This window comes from Streptomyces sp. JNUCC 63, from assembly GCF_054366325.1.
Genome location: NZ_CM135963.1, coordinates 7,336,116 through 7,357,509, shown reverse-complemented (window position 1 = coordinate 7,357,509; position 21,394 = coordinate 7,336,116). Strand labels below are relative to the sequence as shown.

The window sequence follows — 21,394 nt, the reverse complement described above, 5'->3', positions numbered from 1 at the left end:
GCGAGGGGCCGGCCCCGTGGGGGCCGGCCCCTCGCGCCGCTTCCGGTCAGCCCTGCTGGAACAGCTCGGCGGGCAGCGGCTTGAGCAGGGCGTACAGGTCGTCGGTGATCGGGCGGTCCCAGGCGGCGATGGTCACCAGGACGCCGTCGCTGCGGTCGAACTGCACGCAGGAGATCCGGCTCTCCGACAGCTTCAGCCGGCGCACGATCAGCAGGTTGTCGCCCAGCAGCACCGGCATGTCCTCACTGCCGACGACGTTGACCTCCTCGTCGTTCTCCAGGGCCAGCAGCAGCTGGGCGACCTCGAAGGGCACCTCGCCCTCGGCGACCTCGCGGGCGGGCGAGCCCTCGGGCAGGTTGCCGATGATCATCGCGGTGCCGCGGCCGCCGAACAGGTCGTAGCGCAGGAACACACCCTGGCAGGTGCCGTCGGGCGCGGGCAGCAGCCCGGCACCGAGGTTGCCGGGCCAGTCGCCCGGGTCCATGGCCAGTACGTCGAAGTCGGGCCCGGCGGGCGTGGCACTGCGGCGACGGAGGAACGACATGCCGCCATGGTACGTGCCCCGGCCTGCCGTGCGACGTGCGGGCGGCCCTGGAACGGCGGTGGAATCACCCGGGCCGGCCGAGCGGTCCCGTGCGGCGGGGAAGAGGGCGGTACGGCTGCCGCCGGCCCGGTCGCCGCCGTCACTCCTCCGGGGGTGACGGCGGCACCACCGCGACGGGGCTCGCCGCGTGCAGCAGGACGGCCTGGGTGACCGAGCCCATCATGCGGGCCGGTGCCAGCAGGCGTCGGCGGTGGCGGCCGACCACGACCAGGTCCGCGTCGCGGGAGGCGGTGACCAGGAGGCCGGCCGCGTCGCCGGGTGCGACCCAGGACTCCGTCCGCACGTCGGGGTGGCGGGTGCGGTGCGGGGCGAGGAGGCCGTCGATCAGGGCCCGGGTCTCGCTCTCCACGGCCTCCTGGTCGATCACGGGCGGGGCGAGCTCGCCGGGCGCCATCCAGGTCGGGCCCGGCCACGCGTAGGCGGTGACCACCTGGAGCCGGGCCTCGCGCAGAGCGGCCTCGGTGAAGGCGAAGGCTAGCGTGGCCCCGTCGGGGCTGTCGGCGTTCACGCCGACGACCACGCGGGGCCCGGGCCCGCCCGGCGCCTCGCCGTGGACCTCGCGGCCGGGCCGGGGCACCACGACGACCGGGCAGTCGGCGTCGCGGGCGGCGGCCAGGCCGTTGGAGCCGAGCAGCAGGCTGGCGAAGCCGCCGCGCCCGCGCGAGCCGAGCACCAGCAGCTGGGCGGTGGCGCCGAGTTCGGGCAGCAGGGCGCCGGGCAGCCCGGCCGGCCCGGCGTACTCCACCTCGGTCCCCCCGGCGCGGCCTTCGAGGTGGGCGCGCGCCTGGTCGAGCACCGGGTCGTCGTCGCCCCGGGGCTCTCCGGCGACCAGGACGTCGGGCTGGGCCCAGGCCGCGTACTGCCGCACATGGACAGCTCGCAGCCGCGCACCGCGCCTCCGGGCGGCGTCGAGGGCCCAGTCCAGGGCGCGCAGGCTGTCGTCGGAGCCGTCGACCGCGGCGACGACCGGTGGGGTGTTCATGGGTTCCTCTCCTCGGACGGCGGCCTTCCCGCGGGCCGGACCGACTCGGCTGCCGGCCCGGGCGGGGCTTTCAAGGTCGCGTGTCCGAAAAAGCGAGGGGAACACCCCGGATCGGCGCCCCGGCTCGGCGCCGCCTCAGGTGAGGTCGAACTCCCCCTCCCGGGCCCCCGACACGAACGCGCCCCACTCCGCGGGGGTGAAGATCAGGGAGGGGTTTTCCGGGCGACCGCTGTTGCGCATCGCGATGAACCCCTCGACAAAGGCGATCTGGACATCCCCCAGGCCACGGCTGCTGGACCGCCACTCGGCGTTGCTGAGATCCAGCTCCGGCTTGTCCCATCCCGCGAGCGGGTGCTGCTGGACAGTGCTCTCGGCCACGTCCGTGCTCCTCCCGATTCCGTCGTCCGCGAGCCAGCCTAGCGATCGCATCAAGCCGCCGACAGGCCACGCGAAGGGGAGCTTTCACGGGCCCGCTCCCCACCGCCGGGGTCAGTCCGCCGGAGGCGGCGGGGCCTCCGCGAAGAAGGCGGTGACGTGCTGTACGAACCACTCCGGGTCGTCCAGCCACGGGTAGTGCCCGGCCCCCGGCTGCACCGCGAGCCGGGCATGCGGGAAGGCCTCGGCGGCGCGGCGGGCGAGGTCGGGGCGGGGTCCGCCGTCCAGGCCGCCGGCGAGGACGAGGACCGGGGCGGTCAGTCCGGCGAGGGCGGCGCGTGTCGCGGGCGGGTCGAACGCGGCCTCGGCGAAGCAACGGTCGGCGGCCTCCCCGTTGGTCTGCTCCTCGTCGGCCTCGGCGTGGACGCGGGCGGTCTCGTTCCAGCGGCCGTAGAAGAACGGGGCGAGCGCGGGACCGTACTCGCTCTCCCCCGCCAGCCATGCCTCCAGCGCCGGATACGCCTGCTCGAACCACGGCTCGTCGCGTCGCAGCCGGGCCGCCGTCAGCCGGTCCTCGGCCGTCGCGCGCAGACCGAGCGGGCGCAGGGCGGTGGTGATCAGCGCCAGCCGTGCCACCCGCCGGGGACGGCGGGCCGCGTACAGCGCGGCGAGGCTGCCGCCCGCCGAGTGCCCGAGCAGGTCCATCCGCTCCAGCCCCAGGTGCGCGCGCAGCGCCTCCACGTCGTCGACCTGCCGGTCGCAGCGGTACGTCGAGGGGTCCGCGGGCTTTGCCGAGTCGCCGGTGCCGCGCAGGTCGAGCAGGACCAGGCGGCGGTGCGCGGTGAGCCCGCCGAGGTCCCCGAGGTACGCGGAGGCCCGCATCGGCCCCCCGGGCAGGACGACGAGGGGGTCGCCCTGCCCACGCAGGTGGTAGGCGAGCCGGGTTCCGTCGGGCGCGGCGAAGAACGGCATGGTGTCGATCCTGGCCGCCGGGGACGGCGGGCGCCAGGGAATTTCCGCCGGGGATCGGGACTCGCGGAGCCGGTGGGCGGGATCAGGCGGACCGTGGGTCCGCGTCGGTGAGCCGTGTGCGGATGTGGAGGTGGCCGTCGAGCGGGAAGGCGGGTGGCGCCGCGGGCAGGGTCCCGGTCAGCTCGTACCCGCACTTCCGGGCGACGTGGCAGGACGCCGTGTTGTCCACCTGGTGCAGGAGTTCCAGGCGCGTCAGTCCTTCGTCGCCGAACGCGTCGAAGGCCCAGTCGGTCAACGCCCGCAGTGCCCGGGGTGCCACGCCGCGGCCACGCGCATGGGCCGCGGTCCAGTAGCCGACCTCGGCGGAAACAGCTCCCGGGCCGATGCCCTTGACGACGGCATTGCCCACCAACCGCTCCCCTCCCGCGGGCCCGTGGGGCTCCAGGACCGCGAACGCGAGGCGATTGCCGTCCTCCCGGTCCCGCTGTCGCTCCCGGATCCACCGAGCCGCGCCCGCCTCGTCGTCCACGGCCGGACTCGCCCAGCGGCGCAGGGCGTCGTCCCGGTACGTCTCGATCAGCTCGGCGGCGTCCGCCTCGGACCATGGGCGCAGGATCAGGCCGGGGGCGGACGGGGTGGCCTCGGCCGGCAGACGGGTGGTCAATTGCCGTCGAACCTGTCCCGCAGTTCGCGCTTGAGGATCTTTCCGCTGGCGTTGCGGGGCAGTTCGGGCACGAAGAGGATCTTCTTGGGAGCCTTGAAGTGGGCCAGTTTCTCGCGGGCGTGGGTGATGAGGTCGGACTCGGTGACCTCGCCGCGGGGGACGACGAAGGCGGTGACGGCCTCGATCCAGTGGTCGTCGGGGAGGCCGACCACGGCGACCTCGGCGACCTGGGGGTGCGTGTACAGGGCGTCCTCGACCTGGCGGGAAGCGACCAGTACTCCACCGGAGTTGATGACGTCCTTCACCCGGTCGACGACCGTGTAGTAGCCGTGCGGGTCGCGGACGGCGAGGTCGCCGGAGTGGAACCAGCCGTCGCGGAAGGCCTCCGCGGTCTCCTCGGGCTTGTCCCAGTAGCCCTCGCACAACTGCGGGGAGCTGTAGACGACTTCGCCGGGCGTGCCGTCGGGCACGTCCTTGCCGTCCTCGTCGACGACCCGGGCGTCCACGAAGAGCACCGGCCGCCCGCAGGAGTCCATCCGGCCCTTGTGCTCGTCGGGGCCCAGCACCATGGCCAGCGGGCCGATCTCGCTCTGGCCGAAGCAGTTGTAGAAGGCGAGCTCCGGCAGGCGTTCGCGGAGGCGTTCCAGGACCGGCACCGGCATGATCGACGCGCCGTAGTACGCCTTGCGCAGGCCGTCGAGGTTCCGGGTGGCGAAGTCGGGGCGGCCCGCGAGGCCGATCCACACCGTGGGCGGGGCGAAGAGGCTGTCCGCGCGCCCGGCCTCGACGAGGTCGAGGATACGGTCGCCGTCGGGCGCGTCCAGGATGATGTTCGTGGCGCCCACGGCCAGGTACGGCAGCAGGAACACGTGCATCTGCGCCGAGTGGTAGAGCGGCAGCGAGTGGACGGGGCGGTCCCCCGCGCTGAGGTCGAGGGCCGTGATCGCGCTCAGGTATTCGTGGACCAGCGCCCGGTGGGTCATCATCGCGCCCTTGGGCAGGGCGGTGGTGCCGGAGGTGTAGAGCAGCTGCACCAGGTCGTCGGTGTGCGGCTCGGGGCCGTCGTGCGGCGCTGCGGAGGGCAGCCGGGCCAGCAGCGAGTCGTCGGCCTCGCGCAGCGCCAACGTCCGTACACCAGTGGGCAGTCGTCCGGCCAGGTCCGGGTCGGTGAGGACCAGCGTGCTGCCCGACTGGCCGACGATGTACGCGAGGTCGTCGCCGGTGAGGTTCTGGTTGACCGGCACATGCACCAGGCCCGCGCGGGCGCAGGCGAGGAAGGCGATCAGATAGGCGTCGGAGTTGTGGCCGTAGGCGCCGACCCGGTCGCCGGGGCCGAGGCCCTGGCCGAGCAGGACGCTCGCCGCGCGGGAGACGGCGTCGTCGAGTTCGGCGTACGTCCACGAACGCCCGCCGTACTCGACGGCGACCCGCGCCGGGGTGCGCCGGGCACTGCGCCGCAGGATTCCGTCTACCGTGCTCCCGTGTCCAGCCGTCATGACACTTGATCCTCGGCCCGTGGGGGGAGGAGGTCAAGCGTCCGGCCCCAACGGCCTCGAGCGCGACCTCGATCGAATCGAAGCGCACCTCCGTCACGCACGCCCCGTTGACACGGCCACCACCTGACAGGAAAGTTTCACTCCGCAAGGCACGTCCCGAAAGATATTTTCAAGCGGCGGTACGACGGGAGGCCTCACGATGATCGACGGCGCGGCGGACAGAGACGGGCGCGGACCGACTCGGCGTCAACTCGGCAGGGCCTCACTGGTCCTGGGCGGCGCCCTGGGTCTCGCCTCGCTTCCGACGGGTCCGGCTGTCGCGGCCGGAGCGGCAGGGGCGGGCGCGGCGGGCGGTCGTCCCACGCTGCGGCACGGTTCACCCGAGCAGGCCGGGCTGCTCGCGGCCCATCTGCGTCAACTGGTCACCGACGCGGAGACGTTCCTCGGTCCCTCCCCCACGCACCCCTGGTACGCGGGCGCCGTCCTGCTCGCCGGGCGCGGCGGCACCGTGGCGCTGCACGAGCCGATCGGCATGGCGGTGCGCTACGCGGCGTACGACGAGAAGACCGACACCGGCGTGGAGTTCCCGCCCGACCGGCAGATCCCGATGACCCCGGACACCGTCTTCGACCTCGCCTCGGTCTCCAAGCTGTTCACCTCGATCCTGGCCGTGCAGCAGATCGAGCGGGGCACGCTGGAGCTGGAGGCGAAGGTCGCCTCCTACCTCCCGGAGTTCGGACGGGCGGGCAAACAGGACGTGACGATGCGTCAGCTCCTGACGCACACCTCGGGCTTCCGGGCCTGGATCCCGCTCTACAACGCCCCGACGCGCGAGGGGAAGCTGGAGCTGATCTGGAACGAGGCGCCGCTCGACCCGCCCGGCACCGTGTATCTGTACTCCGACCTGAACATGATCTCCCTGCAGCTCGTCCTGGAGAGGATCACGGGCCGCGCGCTGGACGTGCTGCTGCGGGAGAAGGTCACCGGCCCGCTCGGCCTCGACCGCACCCGGTACAACCCGCCCGCCTCCTGGAAGCCGGGGATCGCGGCCACCGAGGACGCCCGAAAGCCGTGGTCCGGGCTGGACCGCGGCCTGGTGTGGGGGGAGGTGCACGACGAGAACGCCTACAGCCTCGGCGGCGTGGCCGGGCACGCGGGCGTGTTCTCCTGCGCCTGGGACCTCGCGGTGCTGGGCCGCACCCTGCTCAACGGCGGCGCCTACGGACGTACGCGCATCCTCGCCCCGGAGTCGGTGGAGCTGATGTTCACCGACTTCAACACCACCTTCCCCGGCAACGAGCACGGCCTCGGCTTCGAGCTCCACCAGCACTGGTACATGGGTGCGATGGCCACCCCGCGCACCGCCGGGCACACCGGCTTCACCGGCACCGCGCTGGTCCTCGACCCGACGACCGACTCCTTCCTGGTGGTCCTCGGCAACTCCGTGCACCCGGTGCGCAACTGGCGCTCCGGCTCCGCTCCCCGCGTCGCCGCCGGCAACAACCTGGCGCGGGCCGTGCCGGTCCGGCCGGCACGGGGCCGTACAGCCTGGTTCTCCGGAATGGCGAGCGCTACGACGGCGACCCTTGCGCTGCCCGCACTCGACACCTCGGCCGGTGCCGCACGACTGCGGTGCGCGCTGTGGTGGGACACCGAGCCCCCGGCGGACGTACTCGTCCTGGAGTCCTCGACGGACGGGGGCGCCACCTGGCAGCCGGTGCCGTTCACCACCACGCGTCGAGGCGAGGAGCCGCAGCAGCATCCCACCGGCACCGCCACCGGCTTCTCGGGCCGCCGCTGGCACGAACTCGCGGCCGGCCTCCCGGCGGCCCGGCAGCTGACCCTGCGCTGGCGGTACACGACGGACCGCCTGTACGTGGGCCGCGGGGCCTATGTCGACGCCCAGCGCGTCGAGGCCGGCCACCACGTCCTGTTCGACGAGGCACGCCCGGCGCACGCGGCCCTCATCGAGCCGAAGGGCTGGACCGCCGCCGCGGACTAGGGTCTGTCCGGCGGATCAAGTCGCCGGAAACCGGCGGTCGGCCGTCGGCCCGGGTGGGCGGGGGCGATGGGGGTCCTCCCTGTTCCCCAAGAGCTTGGGGGAGCGTGCAGGTGCAAGGCGGAGGAGGGCGTCGACGCGATGGGGGTCCCCTGCTCGAGCGAAGCCGAGAGCTCGGGGGAGTCGGCAACCGACGACAACGCCGCTGAGGTCCCCCTGCTCGGAGAGCTCGGGGTGGGGGTCCCCCCTGCTCGAAGAGCTTGGGGGAGTGCCGGACCCCGCGTCTGCGGCATGATCCGCCGGGCAGGCCCTGGCGGGGCGGGCAGCCCGTCAAGCGTGCCGCGAGCCTGCCGTCCGGGGGGCGGCGGGCTCGCGGACGGTTCGCGGGCGAAAGGGGGACCGTCACTCGTTGAAGACGGCCTTCTGCACCTCGTTCGGTCCGTCGAAGTGGTCCTGTTTCAGTCCGTCGAGACGGCTGACGATCTTCTCGTTGGCCTTGTTCTCGCGGGCACGTTCCACCAGGTGCTGTTTGTCCGTCGGGTAGTCCATGCCGCTGAGGGCCTTCTGCAGGTCGATCGGGCTGAGGTCGGCCATGGAAGCCTCCCGTGGGGGGTGGTGCGGCCGTCCGTGGGGACGGCCGGGTCGTACGGATACCTTCGACCTGTCGGAGTGCCCCTCCCGGGCGGAGGCATTCAGCCGCCCTGTCCTTCGAGGACCGCCATGGCCGCGTTGTGCCCGGGCACCCCGCTGACCCCGCCGCCGCGCACCGCGCCCGCGCCGCACAGCAGCACGTTGGCGTGCCGGGTCTCCACACCCCAGCGGCCGGTGCCCTCCTGGGCGTACGGCCAGCTCAGCGCCCGGTGGAAGATGTTGCCGCCGGGCAGGCGCAGGTCCCGCTCCAGGTCCAGCGGGGTCTTCGCCTCGATGCAGGGGAGGCCCTCGGCGTCGGTCGCCAGGCAGTCGGCGAGCGGCTCGGCGAGGTGGGCGTCGAGCTGCGCGAGCGTGGACTTCAGCAGTTCCTCGCGGACGGCGTCGTTGTCGCGGGCGAAGAGCCGGGCGGGGGTGTGCAGGCCGAACAGGGTGAGCGTCTGGTAACCGCGTTCGACCAGGTCGGGGCCGAGGATCGTGGGGTCGGTCAGGGAGTGGCAGTAGATCTCGGAGGGCGGCGCGGCGGGCAGCTCGCCGGCGGCGGCCCGGGCGTGGGCGGTGGCCAGCTGCTCGTAGCCCTCGGCGATGTGGAAGGTGCCGGAGAAGGCCTCGCGCGGGTCGACGGAGGTGTCGCGGAGCCGGGGCAGCCGCTTGAGCAGCATGTTCACCTTCAGCTGGGCGCCCTCGGCGGGCTCGGGCGGGGTGTCGCCGGTCAGCGTGGCCAGGGCCTGCGGGGAGGCGCCCACCAGGACGTGCCGGGCGCCGACGGTGCCCTCGCCGTTCCGGGTGCGGTAGGTGACCTCGGCGCTTTTGCCGTCGCTCGCCACCCGTACCGCCTCGTGGCCGGTGGCGATGACGGCGCCCGCCCGGCGTGCGGCGGCCGCGAGGGCGTCGGTCAGGGCGCCCATGCCGCCGACCGGCACGTCCCAGTCGCCGGTGCCGCCGCCGATCACGTGGTACAGGAAGCAGCGGTTCTGTACCAGGGACGGATCGTGGGCGTCGGCGAAGGTGCCGATGAGGGCGTCGGTGAGGACCACGCCGCGGACCAGGTCGTCGGCGAAGCGGTCCTCGACGGCGACGCCGATCGGCTCCTCGAACAGGATCCGCCAGGCGTCCTCGTCGTCGACGCGGCGGCGCAGCTCCTCGCGGGTGGGCAGCGGCTCGGTGAGCGTGGGGAAGACCCGCCGGGCGAGGCGACCGGTCATGCCGTAGAAGCGCTGCCAGGCCTCCCACTCGCGGTCGGAACCGGTCAGCCGGGCGAACGCCTCGCGGGTGCGCTCCTCTCCCCCACCCACGAGCAGCCCGGTGGGCACACCGCTCCGTTCGACGGGCGTGTACGAGGAGATGGTGCGGGTGCGCAGCCGGAAGTCCAGGCCCAGGTCCTGGACGATCTTCCGCGGCAGTAGGCTGACCAGGTAGGAGTAGCGGGACAGCCGGGCGTCCACGCCGGCGAAGGGGCGGGTGGAGACGGCGGCGCCGCCGGTGTGGTCCAGCCGTTCCAGCACGAGCACCGAACGGCCGGCCCGGGCCAGGTAGGCGGCGGCGACCAGCCCGTTGTGCCCGCCGCCGACGATGACGGCGTCGTACGTCCCGTGTGCCTCGTGTGCGCTCATGGTTCTTGGTAACACGCGGTGATCCACTTCGGCCAGGACGCCGTCCGCCGTGCGTGCGGGACAGGGGCGGGCTCAGGGGCCGTCGGCCGCCCGCTGCCGGCGCAGCACGGCCACCCTGCGGTGGAGCTCGGCGGCTTCCGCGCCGCGGCCGAGCTGCTGAAGGCAGTGGGCCTCGTCGTCGCGGCTGGTGAGCGTGTCGGGGTGGCCGGCGCCGAGGACGCGCTCGCGGGCGGCGGCCACCTGCCGGTACTCGGTGAGTGCGTCGACCCAGCGGCCGAGCCAGCCGAGGCTCACGGCGACCTCGCGGCGGCTGACCAAGGTGTCGGGATGGTCGGGGCCGAGGACGCGCTCGCGGATCGCGCACACGTCGCGGGACTCGGCGAGCGCCTCCTCCCAGCGGCCGAGGCGGCCGAGGTTGACGCCGAGGCCGTGGCGGGCGCGCAGGGTCTCGGGGTGGGCCGGGCCCTGCACGCGGGTGCGGTCCTCGATCAGGCCGTGGTAGAGCTGGAGCGCCTCCGCGCCGCGGCCGAGCCGGCCCAGGCTGATGCCGGCCTCGTGGCGGGCGGCGAGGGTGTCGGGGTGGTCGGCGCCGAGGACGCGCTCGCGGGCGGCGGCGACCTCGCGGTAGGTCTGCAGGGCCTCGGCCCAGCGTCCCGACTGGCCGAGCAGGTAGGCGACCTCGTAACGGGTGACCAGGGTGTCGGGGTGCAGCGGGCCGAGCACCCGGGCGCGGTCGGCGGCGACCTGGCAGGCCACGCGGTAGGAGTCGTCCAGTCGGCCGAGCCGGCTGAGGCTGAAGGCCAGGTTGTGGCGGCAGCGCAGGGTGTCGGGGTGGTCCGGACCCATGGTGCGCTCGCGGGCGGCGAGCACCGCCGCATAGACCTGGTGCGCGTCGGAGTGGCGGCCCAGCCGGCCCAGCACGTACGCCATTTCCTGGCGCGCGGCGAGCGTGTCCGGGTGGTCGGCGCCCAGTACCCGGATGCGGGCCGCGGTCACCTGCTTGTACGCGCGCAGCGCGTCGGCGGCGCGCCCGGTGCGGCTGAGGGCGAACGCCACCTCGTAGCGGCTGGCGAGGGTGTCGGGGTGGTCGGGTCCGAGGAGGCGGGCGCGCTCGCCGGCGACCGCGCGGTGCACCTCGCCGGCCTCCGCCCAGCGGCCGAGGCGCCCGAGCCGCAGGCCCGCGTGGTGCCGGTCGGAGAGGGCCCCGACGGTCGTCGGAGGCGGGCCGGGCCGGGCGCCGGGGGCGGGCTCACCTGGGTCGGCCGTGAAGGGGCGCGTGGTCCACTCCCCGGTGAGGCCGGCGGCCGGGTCCGGGGGTGTGGCACGCAGTGCGGCCCCGGTCGCCTTGGGGCCGGTGGTCATGCCGCGCGTCCAGGACGGCAGGCGGGTCTCGCGTCCGGCCGGCGCGGGCGGGCGCGGCCGCGGGGTGACCGCCGTGGGCACATGGGCGGGCGCGGTGCGGCCCGCGATGATGCGGCGGCACAACTCGTGGGCGTCCCGCGGCCGTTGCTCGGGGTGTTTGGCGAGCAGGTCGAGGATGATCCGCTCCAGGTACTCGGGGAGTTCGGCGCGGTGGCGGCGTGGCGGCGCGGGCGGGGTGTCGCGATGGCCGACCAGGATCGCCCAGGTGTCGCCGAGGTCGAACGGCGGTGCTCCGGTGGCGATCTCGTACAGCACGCAGCCCAGCGAGTACAGGTCGCTGCGCTGGTCGACCTCGGTTCCGCCGATCTGCTCGGGCGACATGTAGTGCGGGGTGCCCATGGCGATGCCGGTACCGGTCAGCCGGGCGGTGAAGCCGATGTCATGGCCGAGCCGGGCGATGCCGAAGTCGCAGATCTTCACCGTGCCGTCGGCCAGACGCATGATGTTCGCCGGTTTCAAGTCGCGGTGCACGATGCCCTGTCGGTGGGTGTAGGCGAGGGCGGCGGCGACCTGTTCGGCGATCTCGACGATGTCCGGGACGGCCAGCGGCCGGTGCTCGTTGTCGTCCAGCAGCCGGCTGAGGTCACGGCCGTCGAGCAGTTCCATGACGAGGTAGAGCACGCCGTCGGACTCGCCGAAGTCGTGGACCACGGTCACCCCGCGGTGCTGCAGCGCGGCGGCCACCCGGGCCTCGCGCCGGAAGCGCTCACGCAGCACCCGGGTGAAGGACGGGTCGTGGTGCGGGCCGAGCGGCTTGAGGCACTTCACCGCGACCTGGCGGCCCAGCGACTCGTCCCGTGCCCGCCACACCTCGCCCATGCCGCCCCGCCCGATCGGGTCGAGCAGCCGGTAACGGCCCTGGATCAGCCTGGTCTCCGACATCTCGCGCCGCCGCCCCCGTCGCCCCGTATGTCCTGCCCCTGTCCTCCCCTGGGCCGTGTCGTGCGGGCCGCCCCCGGCCCCGTCCCGGTGCCGGCCCGGTCCGCGGGGAGGCCCCGTCCAGTATGGCGAGCTACTGCCCGACTTTGTACGGTGCGGGACGGGCCTGAGGCCCGAGCCTGGCCATGGCGCGGAGGATGTGTTTCGGCGGGAGTTGCCAGCGCAGACCTGAGGGAACACAGCGCAGCAGGGTGCCGGTGGCGCGCAGCCGGCGGGTGACGGTGGCGGGTGCGGGGGCCGGTCTGCCGTACAGCTCGTGGGCGTACGGCGGCAGGCAGGCGTACGCCAGATGTGCCACGCGCCGCCACAGCACCTCCCGCGCCGGTACGAGCAGCGGGTGCGCCGGCGGCCGGAGCAGGAAGTCGTCGACTTCCCGTGCGTCGGCTCCGGCGGCCAGTTCGGGGCGCGCCTTGTCGAAGTAGGCCGCGAGCTCCGCCCGGTCGGCGGGCACGGTGTCCGGGTCCAGGCCCACCAGGCGGGCGCTTTCGCGGTGTTCGGCGACGTAGCGGTCGGCCTGGGCGTCGGTGAGCGGGAAGCCGGAGCGACGCAGCACGTGCAGATAGGAGTCGATCTCGGCGCAGTGCACCCACAGCAGCAGTTCGGGGGCGTCGATCCGGTAGTTCTCCCCCGTCTCCGGGTCGGTCGCCGAGAGCATGCTGTGGATCTTCCGCACCCGGGCGCCGGCCTTCTCGGCGGCCTCGGTCGTCCCGTACGTCGTCGTCCCGACGAAGTCGGCCGTGCGCAGCAGCCGACCCCAGGCGTCGCGCCGGAAGTCGGAGTTCTGCATCACGCCGCGCACCGTGCGCGGATGAAGGGCCTGCAGATACAGCGCCCGGATGCCGGCGACCCACATCATCGGGTCGCCATGCATCTGCCATGTCACGGATCTTGGACCGAACAGCCCGGGATCACCCACGCCTCCAGGCTCCCACGTCTCTGTGCCCGTGGGTCAGCCCAGTGTCGCCATGAAGTCCGAGCAGGCGCGGGCCGTGGCCCGGCAGGCGTCGGCGGTCCGCTCGGCGCCCGGGTGCCGGTCGAAGACGTGCGCGCTCTCCAGGCAGACGGCCCGGCACCACTCCAGCTGGACGCGGATGCCGGACTCGTCCTGGCTGTTCTGCTCGGACAGCATCCGGCAGGTGGCGTCGCAGACCTCCGCGCACATGATGCCCTTGCGCCGCAGGAGTTCCTGCTCCTCGCTTCCGCCCGGATCCACCAGGCTCGCGCGCAACGCGCACGCCCGGGCGCACTCCGTGCACGCCTGTGCGCAGGCGAAACGGTCCTCCAGGAACTGGATGAGTTCCCGCTGTTGCGAAGTCGTCGAAGATGGCGTAGTCACACCGCGCGGGTAGCCGGGGCCGCGGCCGCCAAACGCGCTGACGGCAAGGGTTCCGGCCGTTTTCCGCCTCCCCCACCGGGCACTCGTGCGGCCCGAGAGCGACGAGATACGGAGGTGGATCCGTGCCCGGACGACAGGAACTGCCGTCGACGCCGGAGCGCTCCCCCGAGGACGCTCAGCGGACCTGGATCAAGGCCCACGACTCCGCGGTGGAGGAGTACGGCGAGGGCGAGCGGGCGCACCGGGTGGCGTACGGCGCGCTCAAGCACAAGTACGAGAAGGTCGGCGACCACTGGGAGCGCAAGGAGGGCGGCCGCAAGGGCCCCTCGGACCCGCGGTCGGCCCGGCCCCGCGGGCAGGGCGGCCGCAGCGGCGAGGGCGTCGACGAGAGTGCGTCCAAGGAGCACCTGTACGACGTGGCCAAGCGCCTCGGCGTCGAGGGGCGCTCGAGGATGTCCAGGGGTGAGCTGCTGGACGCGATCCGCAAGGAGAACCGCTCGAGGACCCGGCAGGCACGCTCCGGGTGAGCGGGTTCGCGGCGGGGACCAGGGGTACTCACGGGGGCATGAGTACCGCAATGCTGGACATCGCCGCGGCCCGGGGCTACACGGTCGGCATCTGGCCGTTCGTCGTCGCCCTCGGCCTGCTGGTCCTGCTGATCGGCGCCTTCTGGCTGGGCGCACGCATCCGCCGCCGCGAGCCCGCCCCACCGCGCCCGGAGGAGCAGCCGCGGCTGCCGGAGGGCGGCCCGGTGGGTGAGGTCCTGGAGAACCGCGAGCCCGACGAGATGCCCAGGAGCCGTGACCGGCTGACCCCGCACCGGCTCAAGGAGCACGGCAACCTCGGGTCCCGCACGAGCCCGACGCAGACGCGTCCGCGCTGGGACGAGGGCAGCAGCGGCTCGTTCGGCAGCGGCGGGCCGGGCGGCCACTGACCCCGCCGGCCCGCAGACGAGGCCGTCGCACAGAGAGAGTGAGATCCATGGCCGACGACCGCGAGACCCTGCCCCTGCCCGACTACGACCACCTGCCCCTCGGCGCCCTGGAGAGCCGCGTGCGCTCACTGACCGCCGAGCAGGTCGAGGAGCTGCTCGCCCACGAGCGCACCCACGCCGACCGGCTGCCGGTGACCGAGGTGCTGACCGCACGCCTGGAGCAGCTCCAGTCGGGCGGCCGGCCGACCCAGGGCGACCCCACCGCCCTGCGCCCCGAGCAGGGCGAGGGCCGCGCCGGCTCCCCGGTGACCCCCGCGACCTCGCCGGAGCCGTTCGGCCCGCCGCCGCACGGCACCCCGGACCAGCGGGGCAAGCCGAAGGGCGACCGCCGCGCATAGACGGCGCACGGACCGCCTGCGGAGCGGACGTCACGCCTGGTTTCCGGCAACGGCGCGCGGGCACCCGTGCGCCGTGCTGTTGCGGAAGAGAAGGGCCCGGGCCTCCGCCCGGGCCCGCCATGCGGCGGAGCGGGGCACCGACTGGCTCGACGGGCGGCTGCCGGTGTCCGAAGGGGGCGGCCTGCTGCGGAAGGCCTTCCCCGACCACTGGTCGTTCCTGCTGGGCGAGATCGCCCTCTACAGCTTCGTCGTACTGCTGCTGACGGGCGTGTGGCTGACCCTGTTCTTCCATCCGTCGATGACCGAGGTCGTCTACCACGGCTCCTACCGGCCGCTGGACGGGATGCGGATGTCGGAGGCGTACCGCTCGACCCTGCACATCAGCTTCGACATCCGCGGCGGGCTGCTGATCCGGCAGCTGCACCACTGGGCGGCGCTGGTGTTCATCGCGGCGCTCGGTGTGCACATGCTGCGCGTGTTCTTCACCGGCGCGTTCCGCCGGCCCCGCGAGATCAACTGGATGATCGGCGTCACCCTGTTCCTGCTCGCTCTCGCCGAGGGCTTCGCCGGCTACTCGCTGCCGGACGACCTGCTGTCGGGGACGGGCCTGCGCATCGCCGAGGGCATCATGCTGTCCGTCCCGGTCGTGGGGACGTACCTCGCCTTCTTCGCCTTCGGCGGCGAGTTCCCCGGGCACGAGCTGGTCTCGCGGCTGTACCCGTTGCACATCCTGCTGATCCCCGGGCTGCTGCTCGCCCTCATAACCGCCCACCTGATCCTGGTGTTCCACCTCAAGCACACCCAGTGGGCCGGCCGGGGCCGCACCAACGGCAACGCGGTGGGCAAGCCCCTGTTCCCGCAGTTCATGGGGGGCTCGGCCGGGCTGTTCTTCATGGTGTCCGGGGTGCTGACCCTGCTCGCGGGCGTGGCGCAGATCAACCCGGTCTGGGTGTACGGCCCCTACCGCCCCGAGGCGGTGTCGACCGGCTCGCAGCCGGACTGGTACGTCGGCTTCCTGGAGGGCGCGCTGCGGCTGGTGCCGCCGTGGGAGACGACGGTGGCCGGGCACACCGTCATGTGGAACGTCTTCCTGCCCGCCGTCGTGCTGCCGCTGGCGCTGTTCGCGGTGCTGTACGCCTATCCGTTCTTCGAGGCGTGGACCACCGGGGACCAGCGGGAGCACCACCTGTGCGACCGGCCGCGCGACAGGCCCGTACGCACCGGGCTGGGGGTGGCCGCGATCTGCTTCTACGGCGTGCTGCTCGCCGCGGGCGGCAACGACATCCTCGCGCACACCTTCAAGGTCTCCCTCAACACCTTGACCTGGACCTTCCGGATCCTGCTGGTCGTCCTGCCGCCGCTGGCCCTCATGGTCACCAAACGGGTGTGCCTGGCACTGCGGGAGGCGGAGCTGGAGCGGCTGGCCGAGGGCGAGGAGACCGGCGAGGTGCGTCAGACGGTGGCCGGCGGCTACACCGGGAGCCGCACTCCGGTGGACAAGGAGACGAGGTACGTGCTGTCGGCGCGGGAGCTGCCGCGACCGCTGGAGTCGCCGGAGGGCGGCGACGGGGGCGTATCGCAGGTGCAGCGGCTGCGGGCGACGCTGAGCTCCTGGTACTACGGCGACCGCGTGGAGGGTCGGGGCGAGGACGGGCCGGAGTCGGAGCGCGAACTGGAGGGCTGAGAGGGCCGGACGGCGACGTCCGGGCCGGTCGGCGCGCTGTTCGGGTCGTCCCGGCCCGCGTGCTGGAACACCAGGCCGAGCACCCCGTACCCGAGCAGGCCGAAGCCGATGAGAGCGAGCCACAGGCCGAAGACGACGCCGAGGGCCAGCAGGACGGCGCCGGACGCCACGGTGATCGGCCAGGGGCTGTGCGGGGAGAAGAAGTCCAGCGGTCCCGCGGTGTCCACCACCTCGGTGTCGGACCGGTCCTGGGCCCGCGGGCCGCGCCTGCGGGCCTGCGCGTACAGGAAGAACGCGACCAGCGCGGCCATCAGGCCGGTCACCGCCAGGGCGGCGGTGCCGGCGGGTTCCGTACGGCTCCACCAGCCGTGGCCGACGGCCGCCACGCCGAAGAAGACCGCCACGCCGATGAAGAGCCGGGCCTCGGTTCTCACAGGGAATGCCTCTCTTCGGTCACCGCTGGTCGTGCTGGACGGTGTCGGACTGAACGATGTCGGGGTGGTGCAGGTCGAACGCCGGGGACTCGGAGCGGATGCGGGGCAGCGCGGTGAAGTTGTGCCGCGGCGGCGGGCAGGAGGTGGCCCACTCCAGGGAGCGGCCGTAGCCCCAGGGATCGTCGGTCCGCACCTTCGTCCCGTACCGGGTCGACCGCCACACGTTGTAGAGGAACGGCAGGGTGGACAGGCCCAGCAGGAAGGCTCCGACGGAGCTGATGGTGTTGAGCAGGGTGAAGCCGTCGGCGGCCAGGTAGTCGGCGTAACGGCGCGGCATGCCCGACTCGCCGAGCCAGTGCTGGACGAGAAAGGTGGTCTGGAAGCCGGTGAACAGGGTCCAGAAGTGGATCCTGCCCAGGCGTTCGTCGAGGCGGCGGCCGGTGAACTTCGGCCACCAGAAGTAGAAGCCTGCGAACATCGCGAACACCACGGTGCCGAAGAGCACGTAGTGCAGGTGGGCCACGATGAAGTAGCTGTCGGTGAGGTGGAAGTCCAGCGGCGGTGAGGCGATCAGCACGCCGCTCATGCCGCCGAGCAGGAACGTCACCAGGAAGCCGAGCGACCACAGCATGGGGGTCTCGAAGGACAGCGAGCCCTTGATCATGGTGCCGATCCAGTTGAAGAACTTCACCCCCGTCGGCACGGCGATGAGGAACGACGTCAGGGAGAAGAACGGCAGCAGCACCGCCCCGGTGGCGAACATGTGGTGGGCCCACACCACCGCCGAGAGCATGGTGATCGCGACGGTGGCGCCGATCAGGCTGATGTAGCCGAAGATCGGTTTGCGGCTGAAGACCGGGATGATCTCGGAGACGATGCCGAAGAACGGCAGGGCGACGATGTAGACCTCGGGATGGCCGAAGAACCAGAACAGGTGCTGCCACAGCAGCGCGCCGCCGTCGCCTGCCTCGAAGATCCGCGCGCCGAACTTCCGGTCCGCCTCCAGCGCCAGCAGGGCGGCGGTCAGGACGGGGAACGCGGGCAGGACGAGGATCGAGGTGAACAGCACGTTCCAGGTGAAGATCGGCATCCGGAACATGGTCATGCCGGGGGCGCGCAGGCACAGGATCGTGGTGATGAGGTTGACCGCGCCGAGCGTCGTGGACACGCCGGTGACCACCAGTCCCATGACCCACAGGTCGCCGCCCGCGCCGGGGCTGTGGACGGCGCTGTTGAGCGGCGCGTAGGCGAACCAGCCGAAGCCGGCCGCTCCCCCGGGCACCAGGAACCCGGAGACCACCATCAGTCCGCCGAACAGGTACAGCCAGTACGACAGCGCGTTGAGCCGGGGGAAGGCGACGTCCGGGGCGCCTATCTGCAACGGCATGACGGCGTTGGCGAACCCCACGAACAAGGGGGTCGCGAACAGCAGCATCATCACCGTGCCGTGGATCGTGAACAGCTGGTTGTACTGCTCGGTGCTGAACAACTGCAGTCCCGGACGGGCGAGTTCGGCCCGCATCAGCAGGGCGAGGACGCCGCCGAAGAGGAAGAACGAGAACGCCGTCGTCATGTAGAGGTTGCCGATCACCTTGTGATCGGTCGTGGTGGCCCAGCGCGTCAGGGCCCGTCCGAGTCCCGGGTTCGTCCGCTGCCGCGGCGCCCGGCGCCCCCGCCGCGCGGTCCTGCTGTCCACCGCCATGGGGCCGTGGGTACCCGGGCCGGCCGCTCTCACGCCGCCCGTTTCCGGGCGCCGCCCGGGTGCGCCGGGCGGACCGGATCGCGATGATTGGGTTTGCGCGGCCGCGTGCCGGCCACCCGCGCTCGGAGAGGAGGCGTCGTCGCCATGTCACGTCCGACTCGGTTCTGTCCGGCGGCGTCGCACGGCGCCGCTCCCGGAGACGGACGCCCACGGCGGCCGCGTTGAGCGAGCGGGGATCCAGCGAACGCCCGACGACGCACCTCGGGTGGGTCGTTGAGCTCTACCGGCGCGGCAAACGGCTGGAGCTCATGCACCGGGCGATGGGATTCGCCACGCTCTGCCTGGTCACCCTGGCGCCCCTGCTGATCGTGGTGGCCGCGCTCGATCCCCTGCACCATTCCGGGTTCGCGCTGTGGCTGGTGGACGGCATGGACCTGTCCGGCCGCTCCTCCCGCGTGCTCACGGAGGTCTTCAATCCGCCGGTCAAGGTGGCCGCCGCCACCAGCGTGTGGGGTCTGGTGCTGCTCGTCGTGTTCGGCGTGTCCTTCGCGTCGAGCGTGCAGAACGCCTACGAGCGGATCTGGCGGCTGCCCTCCGGCCCGTGGCACCGGATCTGGCGCCAGGTCGTCTGGCTGATCGCGCTGATGGCGTACCTGTACGTGCAGGTGGTCACCCGCACCGTGCTCGAGGGGACGCACCGGATGCTGATGAGCGTGGGCGTGGGCGTGCTGTTCTTCTGGTGGGGTCCGCACTTCTTCCTCGGTCACCAGGTGCGCTGGCGGCTGCTGTTCCCCGGCGCCGTCGCCACCATGGTGGGCCTGGTGGGCCTGCGGGCCTTCTCGTACCTGGTGTTCACCCCGCTGATCGTGACCAACGCGGTCAGCTACGGCGCCATCGGCACCATCCTGGTGGTGGAGTCCTGGCTGATCGGCGTGGGGTTCGTCGTCTACGGCGGCGCGCTGGTCGGCCATCTGTTCTGCGACCGGATGGGGCACCTGCTGCAGCACGAGGAAGCCGGCTACGAATGAGCCCGCGCCCGGCGGGGCACCCGTGCCGGGCCACATGATCCTCACGACACGACACCGACCAGGGAGGCTGTCATGGCAGCCGCGGAGCGGTCCTACGACGAACAGGGCGAGGTGCCTCTCGGCGGGTAAGCCGCGCTGGCGGCGGCGTTCACGGCGGGCGCGGCGCTGTTCGCCGTGACGGCCCGTCGCCGGGGCGTACGCCTGCCCGACCGGGTTCCGCCGTGGGACGTCGCCCTGCTGGGCGGGGCGACGTTCAAGGCTTCCCGGCTGCTGACCAAGGACAAGGTCACCAGCTTCCTGCGCGCCCCCTTCACCCGCCGTACGGACGACATCCCGGCCGGTGAGGTGATGGACGAACCCCGCGGCACCGGCGTCCGCCGCGCCGTCGGCGACCTGGTGTCCTGCCCCTTCTGCACCTCCGTCTGGGTCGCCGCCACCCTGACCGCCGGCTACGCCTGCGCCCCCCGCGCCGCCCGCCTCGTCTGCGCCGGCCTGGGCGCCGTCACCGTCGCCGACTGGCTCCAGTACGCCTGGAGCTTCACGGAACAGAAGGCCGAGGGCTGAGAGCTCGCACTCACGGGACCGAAGGCTGGGGTGCGCGGGAGGCCGCCCGGGGGCGTGCCGCTTCGGCGGTCTCCCACTGTTCGGTGGTCAGGAAGGCCAGAGCGGCGGGGAGGACTCCGTCCTGCTCCCTGAGGATGTGTTCACGCAGGAGTGCGAGTGCGTCGGTGAGGCGTGCGGGCCATCCGGGGTCCGCCGGGACACCGGTGTCCGCCTCGGCGAGCACCCGCTCGATGCGGCGGTGCTCCGCCTCCGGTGCGGCGATCTTCTCGGGAAACTCCGGGGCGGGGGCGGGGAACAGGCCGTGTTCCTCCACCTCGGGGTGCGAACCGAGCACGGAAGCGATCTGCCGGGCCAGGTCCGCCATGCGGGCGATGTCGCCGTCCCGGTGGGCCTGTCGCACCTGGCCGATGAGGTTCACCACTGTCTCGTGCTCGCGGGTCGGCTCGTCGATCGATGCCAGACTCCGGCAGCCGCAGTGTTCGCACATCGGTTTGTTCTCCTCCTGATCGGTGCGGTCTGGTCTGTGCGGTCTGACCGGTGCGTCCGGTCGGTGCGGTCTCAGGTGAATTCGAGGACCTCGCGGACCGGGCGGCGGGGGCTGGCGGGCCCGCCGGGTCCGTAGCCGAGGCGCAGCACCATCTGGACGTGGCCGCTGCCCGACACCGGGTCGCGGGCCAGCAGGCGCAGGTCCGGGCTCTCCAGCGGGTGGGAGGTCAGGGAGGTGGCGAGGCCCGCCGAGGTCGCCTCCAGCAGAACCCGCTCCAGCGCCTGGCCGGCGAGCAGCCAGTCGGCCGGTGTGTCGCCGCGGGTGCTCAACAGGGCCAGCTGCGGGTTGCGTTCGAAGTCGGCGGCACCGCGGCCGGCCACCGGCCGGCGGCCGGCGAAGTCGCGCAACGGGGCCCTTCCGTCGCGGCGGCGGGGTCCGAAGGCGTACTCGGGGACGCCGTCGGTGGCGGCGTCGGCCTCCGGGCCGAGCCGGGTCCAGCGCGTCAGATCCTCCCTGGTGACGGGGTCCAGGGTTTCCCGGCCCTCCGCGTCGCGGACCAGCTCCAGTACGGCCTCGGTGTGCCAGCGCCCGGGAAAGAGCAGCTCGGCGCCCTCCCGGGCCGCCGCCGCCCGCAGCGCGGCGCGGACGTCCTCCGGGACGTCCCGCTCGGCGAACGGGTAGCGGCTGGTGTGCCGCCTGGAGATCGCCGGGTGCAGCCGTCGTAGATCGTCGTCGTTCGTCGCGGGTTCCGCCAGGCGCACCGCGGCGAGCAGCAGCGGGTCCGCCGGATCGGGCAGCAGCCGGACCTCGGGGCTGAGACCGGCGTGCGCGGCGGCGACCCGCAGGTTGAACAGCGCCGCTCCGCATCCGATGTGCAGGGCCCGGTGGCCGGGGTCGGTCCGGTGCATGGCCCGCTGGAGGTCGGCGTACAGCAGGAGCAGGGCCTCGTCCGGGACGAGGCGGAACCTCCAGGGCTGGGCGTTGTGCATGGACGGGGCGGCCGTGGCCTCGGCGACCAGCGCGGTCACCGTCGTGGTGTCGAGCTGTCGCGTGGCCATCGCAACCTCCTCGGGCCGGGCGCCTTACGGCTGCCGGGATTCCGCTCGTTCTGCG

The 21,394-nt window shown here is 73.1% G+C and carries 21 protein-coding genes and 1 pseudogene; 7 read left to right on the top strand and 15 right to left on the bottom strand.

Features of this window, described 5'->3' with window-relative positions:
- Nucleotides 1–46: 46 nt before the first annotated feature.
- The 6 genes from ACX25U_RS33960 to ACX25U_RS33935 form a co-directional block, all read right to left on the bottom strand.
- Nucleotides 47–544: a hypothetical protein gene (locus tag ACX25U_RS33960; protein WP_454385756.1), complete on the bottom strand. Its 498-nt coding sequence runs from the start codon at nt 542–544 to the stop codon at nt 47–49.
- Nucleotides 545–683: 139 nt separating this feature from the next.
- A complete protein-coding gene (locus tag ACX25U_RS33955; RefSeq protein WP_454385754.1) occupies nt 684–1,586 on the bottom strand; it encodes a universal stress protein in 903 nt (300 codons plus the stop codon).
- A gap of 135 nt (nt 1,587–1,721) precedes the next feature.
- Nucleotides 1,722–1,964, bottom strand: a complete 243-nt coding sequence (locus tag ACX25U_RS33950; protein WP_454385753.1) for a DUF397 domain-containing protein — start codon at nt 1,962–1,964, stop codon at nt 1,722–1,724.
- A gap of 111 nt (nt 1,965–2,075) precedes the next feature.
- The gene (locus tag ACX25U_RS33945) at nt 2,076–2,933 is read right to left on the bottom strand and encodes an alpha/beta fold hydrolase (RefSeq protein ID WP_454385751.1); all 858 of its coding nucleotides are present in this window, start codon (nt 2,931–2,933) and stop codon (nt 2,076–2,078) included.
- 82 nt (nt 2,934–3,015) lie between these two features.
- The gene (locus ACX25U_RS33940) at nt 3,016–3,597 is read right to left on the bottom strand and encodes a GNAT family N-acetyltransferase (protein ID WP_454385749.1); all 582 of its coding nucleotides are present in this window, start codon (nt 3,595–3,597) and stop codon (nt 3,016–3,018) included.
- Nucleotides 3,594–5,093, bottom strand: coding sequence for an acyl-CoA synthetase (locus tag ACX25U_RS33935; RefSeq protein WP_454385747.1), 1,500 nt, complete (start codon nt 5,091–5,093; stop codon nt 3,594–3,596). Before ACX25U_RS33935 ends, ACX25U_RS33940 begins: the two co-directional genes overlap by 4 nt.
- A gap of 199 nt (nt 5,094–5,292) precedes the next feature.
- Here ACX25U_RS33935 and ACX25U_RS33930 point away from each other — a divergent pair, with 199 nt between their 5' ends.
- Nucleotides 5,293–7,095, top strand: a complete 1,803-nt coding sequence (locus tag ACX25U_RS33930) for a serine hydrolase (protein WP_454385745.1) — start codon at nt 5,293–5,295, stop codon at nt 7,093–7,095.
- 399 nt (nt 7,096–7,494) lie between these two features.
- Here the strand turns inward: ACX25U_RS33930 and ACX25U_RS33925 are convergent, their stop codons facing one another.
- The 5 genes from ACX25U_RS33925 to ACX25U_RS33905 all read right to left on the bottom strand — a co-directional run bounded on the left by ACX25U_RS33925 (nt 7,495) and on the right by ACX25U_RS33905 (nt 13,050).
- Nucleotides 7,495–7,686 carry a DUF2795 domain-containing protein gene (locus ACX25U_RS33925; protein WP_454385743.1) on the bottom strand — a complete coding sequence of 64 codons (192 nt, stop codon included), beginning with the start codon at nt 7,684–7,686 and terminating at the stop codon, nt 7,495–7,497.
- Between the two features lie 98 nt (nt 7,687–7,784).
- Nucleotides 7,785–9,353 (bottom strand): phytoene desaturase family protein, encoded by a 1,569-nt coding sequence (locus tag ACX25U_RS33920; protein WP_454385742.1) that lies wholly within the window; start codon nt 9,351–9,353, stop codon nt 7,785–7,787.
- 72 nt (nt 9,354–9,425) lie between these two features.
- Complete coding sequence (locus tag ACX25U_RS33915; protein WP_454385740.1) at nt 9,426–11,657, bottom strand: tetratricopeptide repeat protein; 2,232 nt, start codon at nt 11,655–11,657, stop codon at nt 9,426–9,428.
- 130 nt (nt 11,658–11,787) lie between these two features.
- On the bottom strand, nt 11,788–12,585 hold the full coding sequence (locus ACX25U_RS33910) for an oxygenase MpaB family protein (RefSeq protein ID WP_454394634.1): 798 nt from the start codon (nt 12,583–12,585) through the stop codon (nt 11,788–11,790).
- 78 nt (nt 12,586–12,663) lie between these two features.
- The gene (locus ACX25U_RS33905) at nt 12,664–13,050 is read right to left on the bottom strand and encodes a ferredoxin (RefSeq protein ID WP_454385738.1); all 387 of its coding nucleotides are present in this window, start codon (nt 13,048–13,050) and stop codon (nt 12,664–12,666) included.
- 122 nt (nt 13,051–13,172) lie between these two features.
- On the opposite strand from ACX25U_RS33905, the gene ACX25U_RS33900 reads away from it, so the two are divergent.
- From ACX25U_RS33900 to qcrB, 4 genes are all read left to right on the top strand, one after another.
- On the top strand, nt 13,173–13,577 hold the full coding sequence (locus tag ACX25U_RS33900; protein ID WP_454385736.1) for a ChaB family protein: 405 nt from the start codon (nt 13,173–13,175) through the stop codon (nt 13,575–13,577).
- A gap of 38 nt (nt 13,578–13,615) precedes the next feature.
- The gene (locus ACX25U_RS33895) at nt 13,616–13,984 is read left to right on the top strand and encodes a DUF6479 family protein (RefSeq protein ID WP_454385734.1); all 369 of its coding nucleotides are present in this window, start codon (nt 13,616–13,618) and stop codon (nt 13,982–13,984) included.
- Nucleotides 13,985–14,031: 47 nt separating this feature from the next.
- Entirely contained in the window at nt 14,032–14,382 is a 351-nt protein-coding gene (locus tag ACX25U_RS33890) for a hypothetical protein (protein WP_454385732.1), read from the top strand.
- A gap of 73 nt (nt 14,383–14,455) precedes the next feature.
- A complete protein-coding gene (gene qcrB, locus ACX25U_RS33885; protein WP_454385730.1) occupies nt 14,456–16,066 on the top strand; it encodes a cytochrome bc1 complex cytochrome b subunit in 1,611 nt (536 codons plus the stop codon).
- Here the strand turns inward: qcrB and ctaF are convergent.
- Together ctaF and ctaD are read right to left on the bottom strand one after the other, a co-directional pair.
- On the bottom strand, nt 16,000–16,500 hold the full coding sequence (gene ctaF / locus ACX25U_RS33880; protein ID WP_454385728.1) for an aa3-type cytochrome oxidase subunit IV: 501 nt from the start codon (nt 16,498–16,500) through the stop codon (nt 16,000–16,002). The two genes, qcrB and ctaF, sit on opposite strands and share 67 nt — an antisense overlap.
- A gap of 19 nt (nt 16,501–16,519) precedes the next feature.
- Nucleotides 16,520–18,202 carry an aa3-type cytochrome oxidase subunit I gene (ctaD, locus tag ACX25U_RS33875; RefSeq protein WP_454385727.1) on the bottom strand — a complete coding sequence of 561 codons (1,683 nt, stop codon included), beginning with the start codon at nt 18,200–18,202 and terminating at the stop codon, nt 16,520–16,522.
- Between the two features lie 221 nt (nt 18,203–18,423).
- Between ctaD and ACX25U_RS33870 the strand changes: the two genes are divergently transcribed.
- On the top strand, nt 18,424–19,230 hold the full coding sequence (locus tag ACX25U_RS33870) for a ribonuclease BN (protein WP_454385725.1): 807 nt from the start codon (nt 18,424–18,426) through the stop codon (nt 19,228–19,230).
- Nucleotides 19,231–19,302: 72 nt separating this feature from the next.
- Nucleotides 19,303–19,794: pseudogene (locus tag ACX25U_RS33865) on the top strand (DUF1360 domain-containing protein).
- A gap of 10 nt (nt 19,795–19,804) precedes the next feature.
- Here the strand turns inward: ACX25U_RS33865 and ACX25U_RS33860 are convergent.
- Together ACX25U_RS33860 and ACX25U_RS33855 are read right to left on the bottom strand one after the other, a co-directional pair.
- Complete coding sequence (locus ACX25U_RS33860; protein ID WP_454385723.1) at nt 19,805–20,281, bottom strand: hemerythrin domain-containing protein; 477 nt, start codon at nt 20,279–20,281, stop codon at nt 19,805–19,807.
- A gap of 71 nt (nt 20,282–20,352) precedes the next feature.
- Entirely contained in the window at nt 20,353–21,339 is a 987-nt protein-coding gene (locus ACX25U_RS33855) for an Acg family FMN-binding oxidoreductase (RefSeq protein ID WP_454385721.1), read from the bottom strand.
- Nucleotides 21,340–21,394 lie beyond the last annotated feature (55 nt).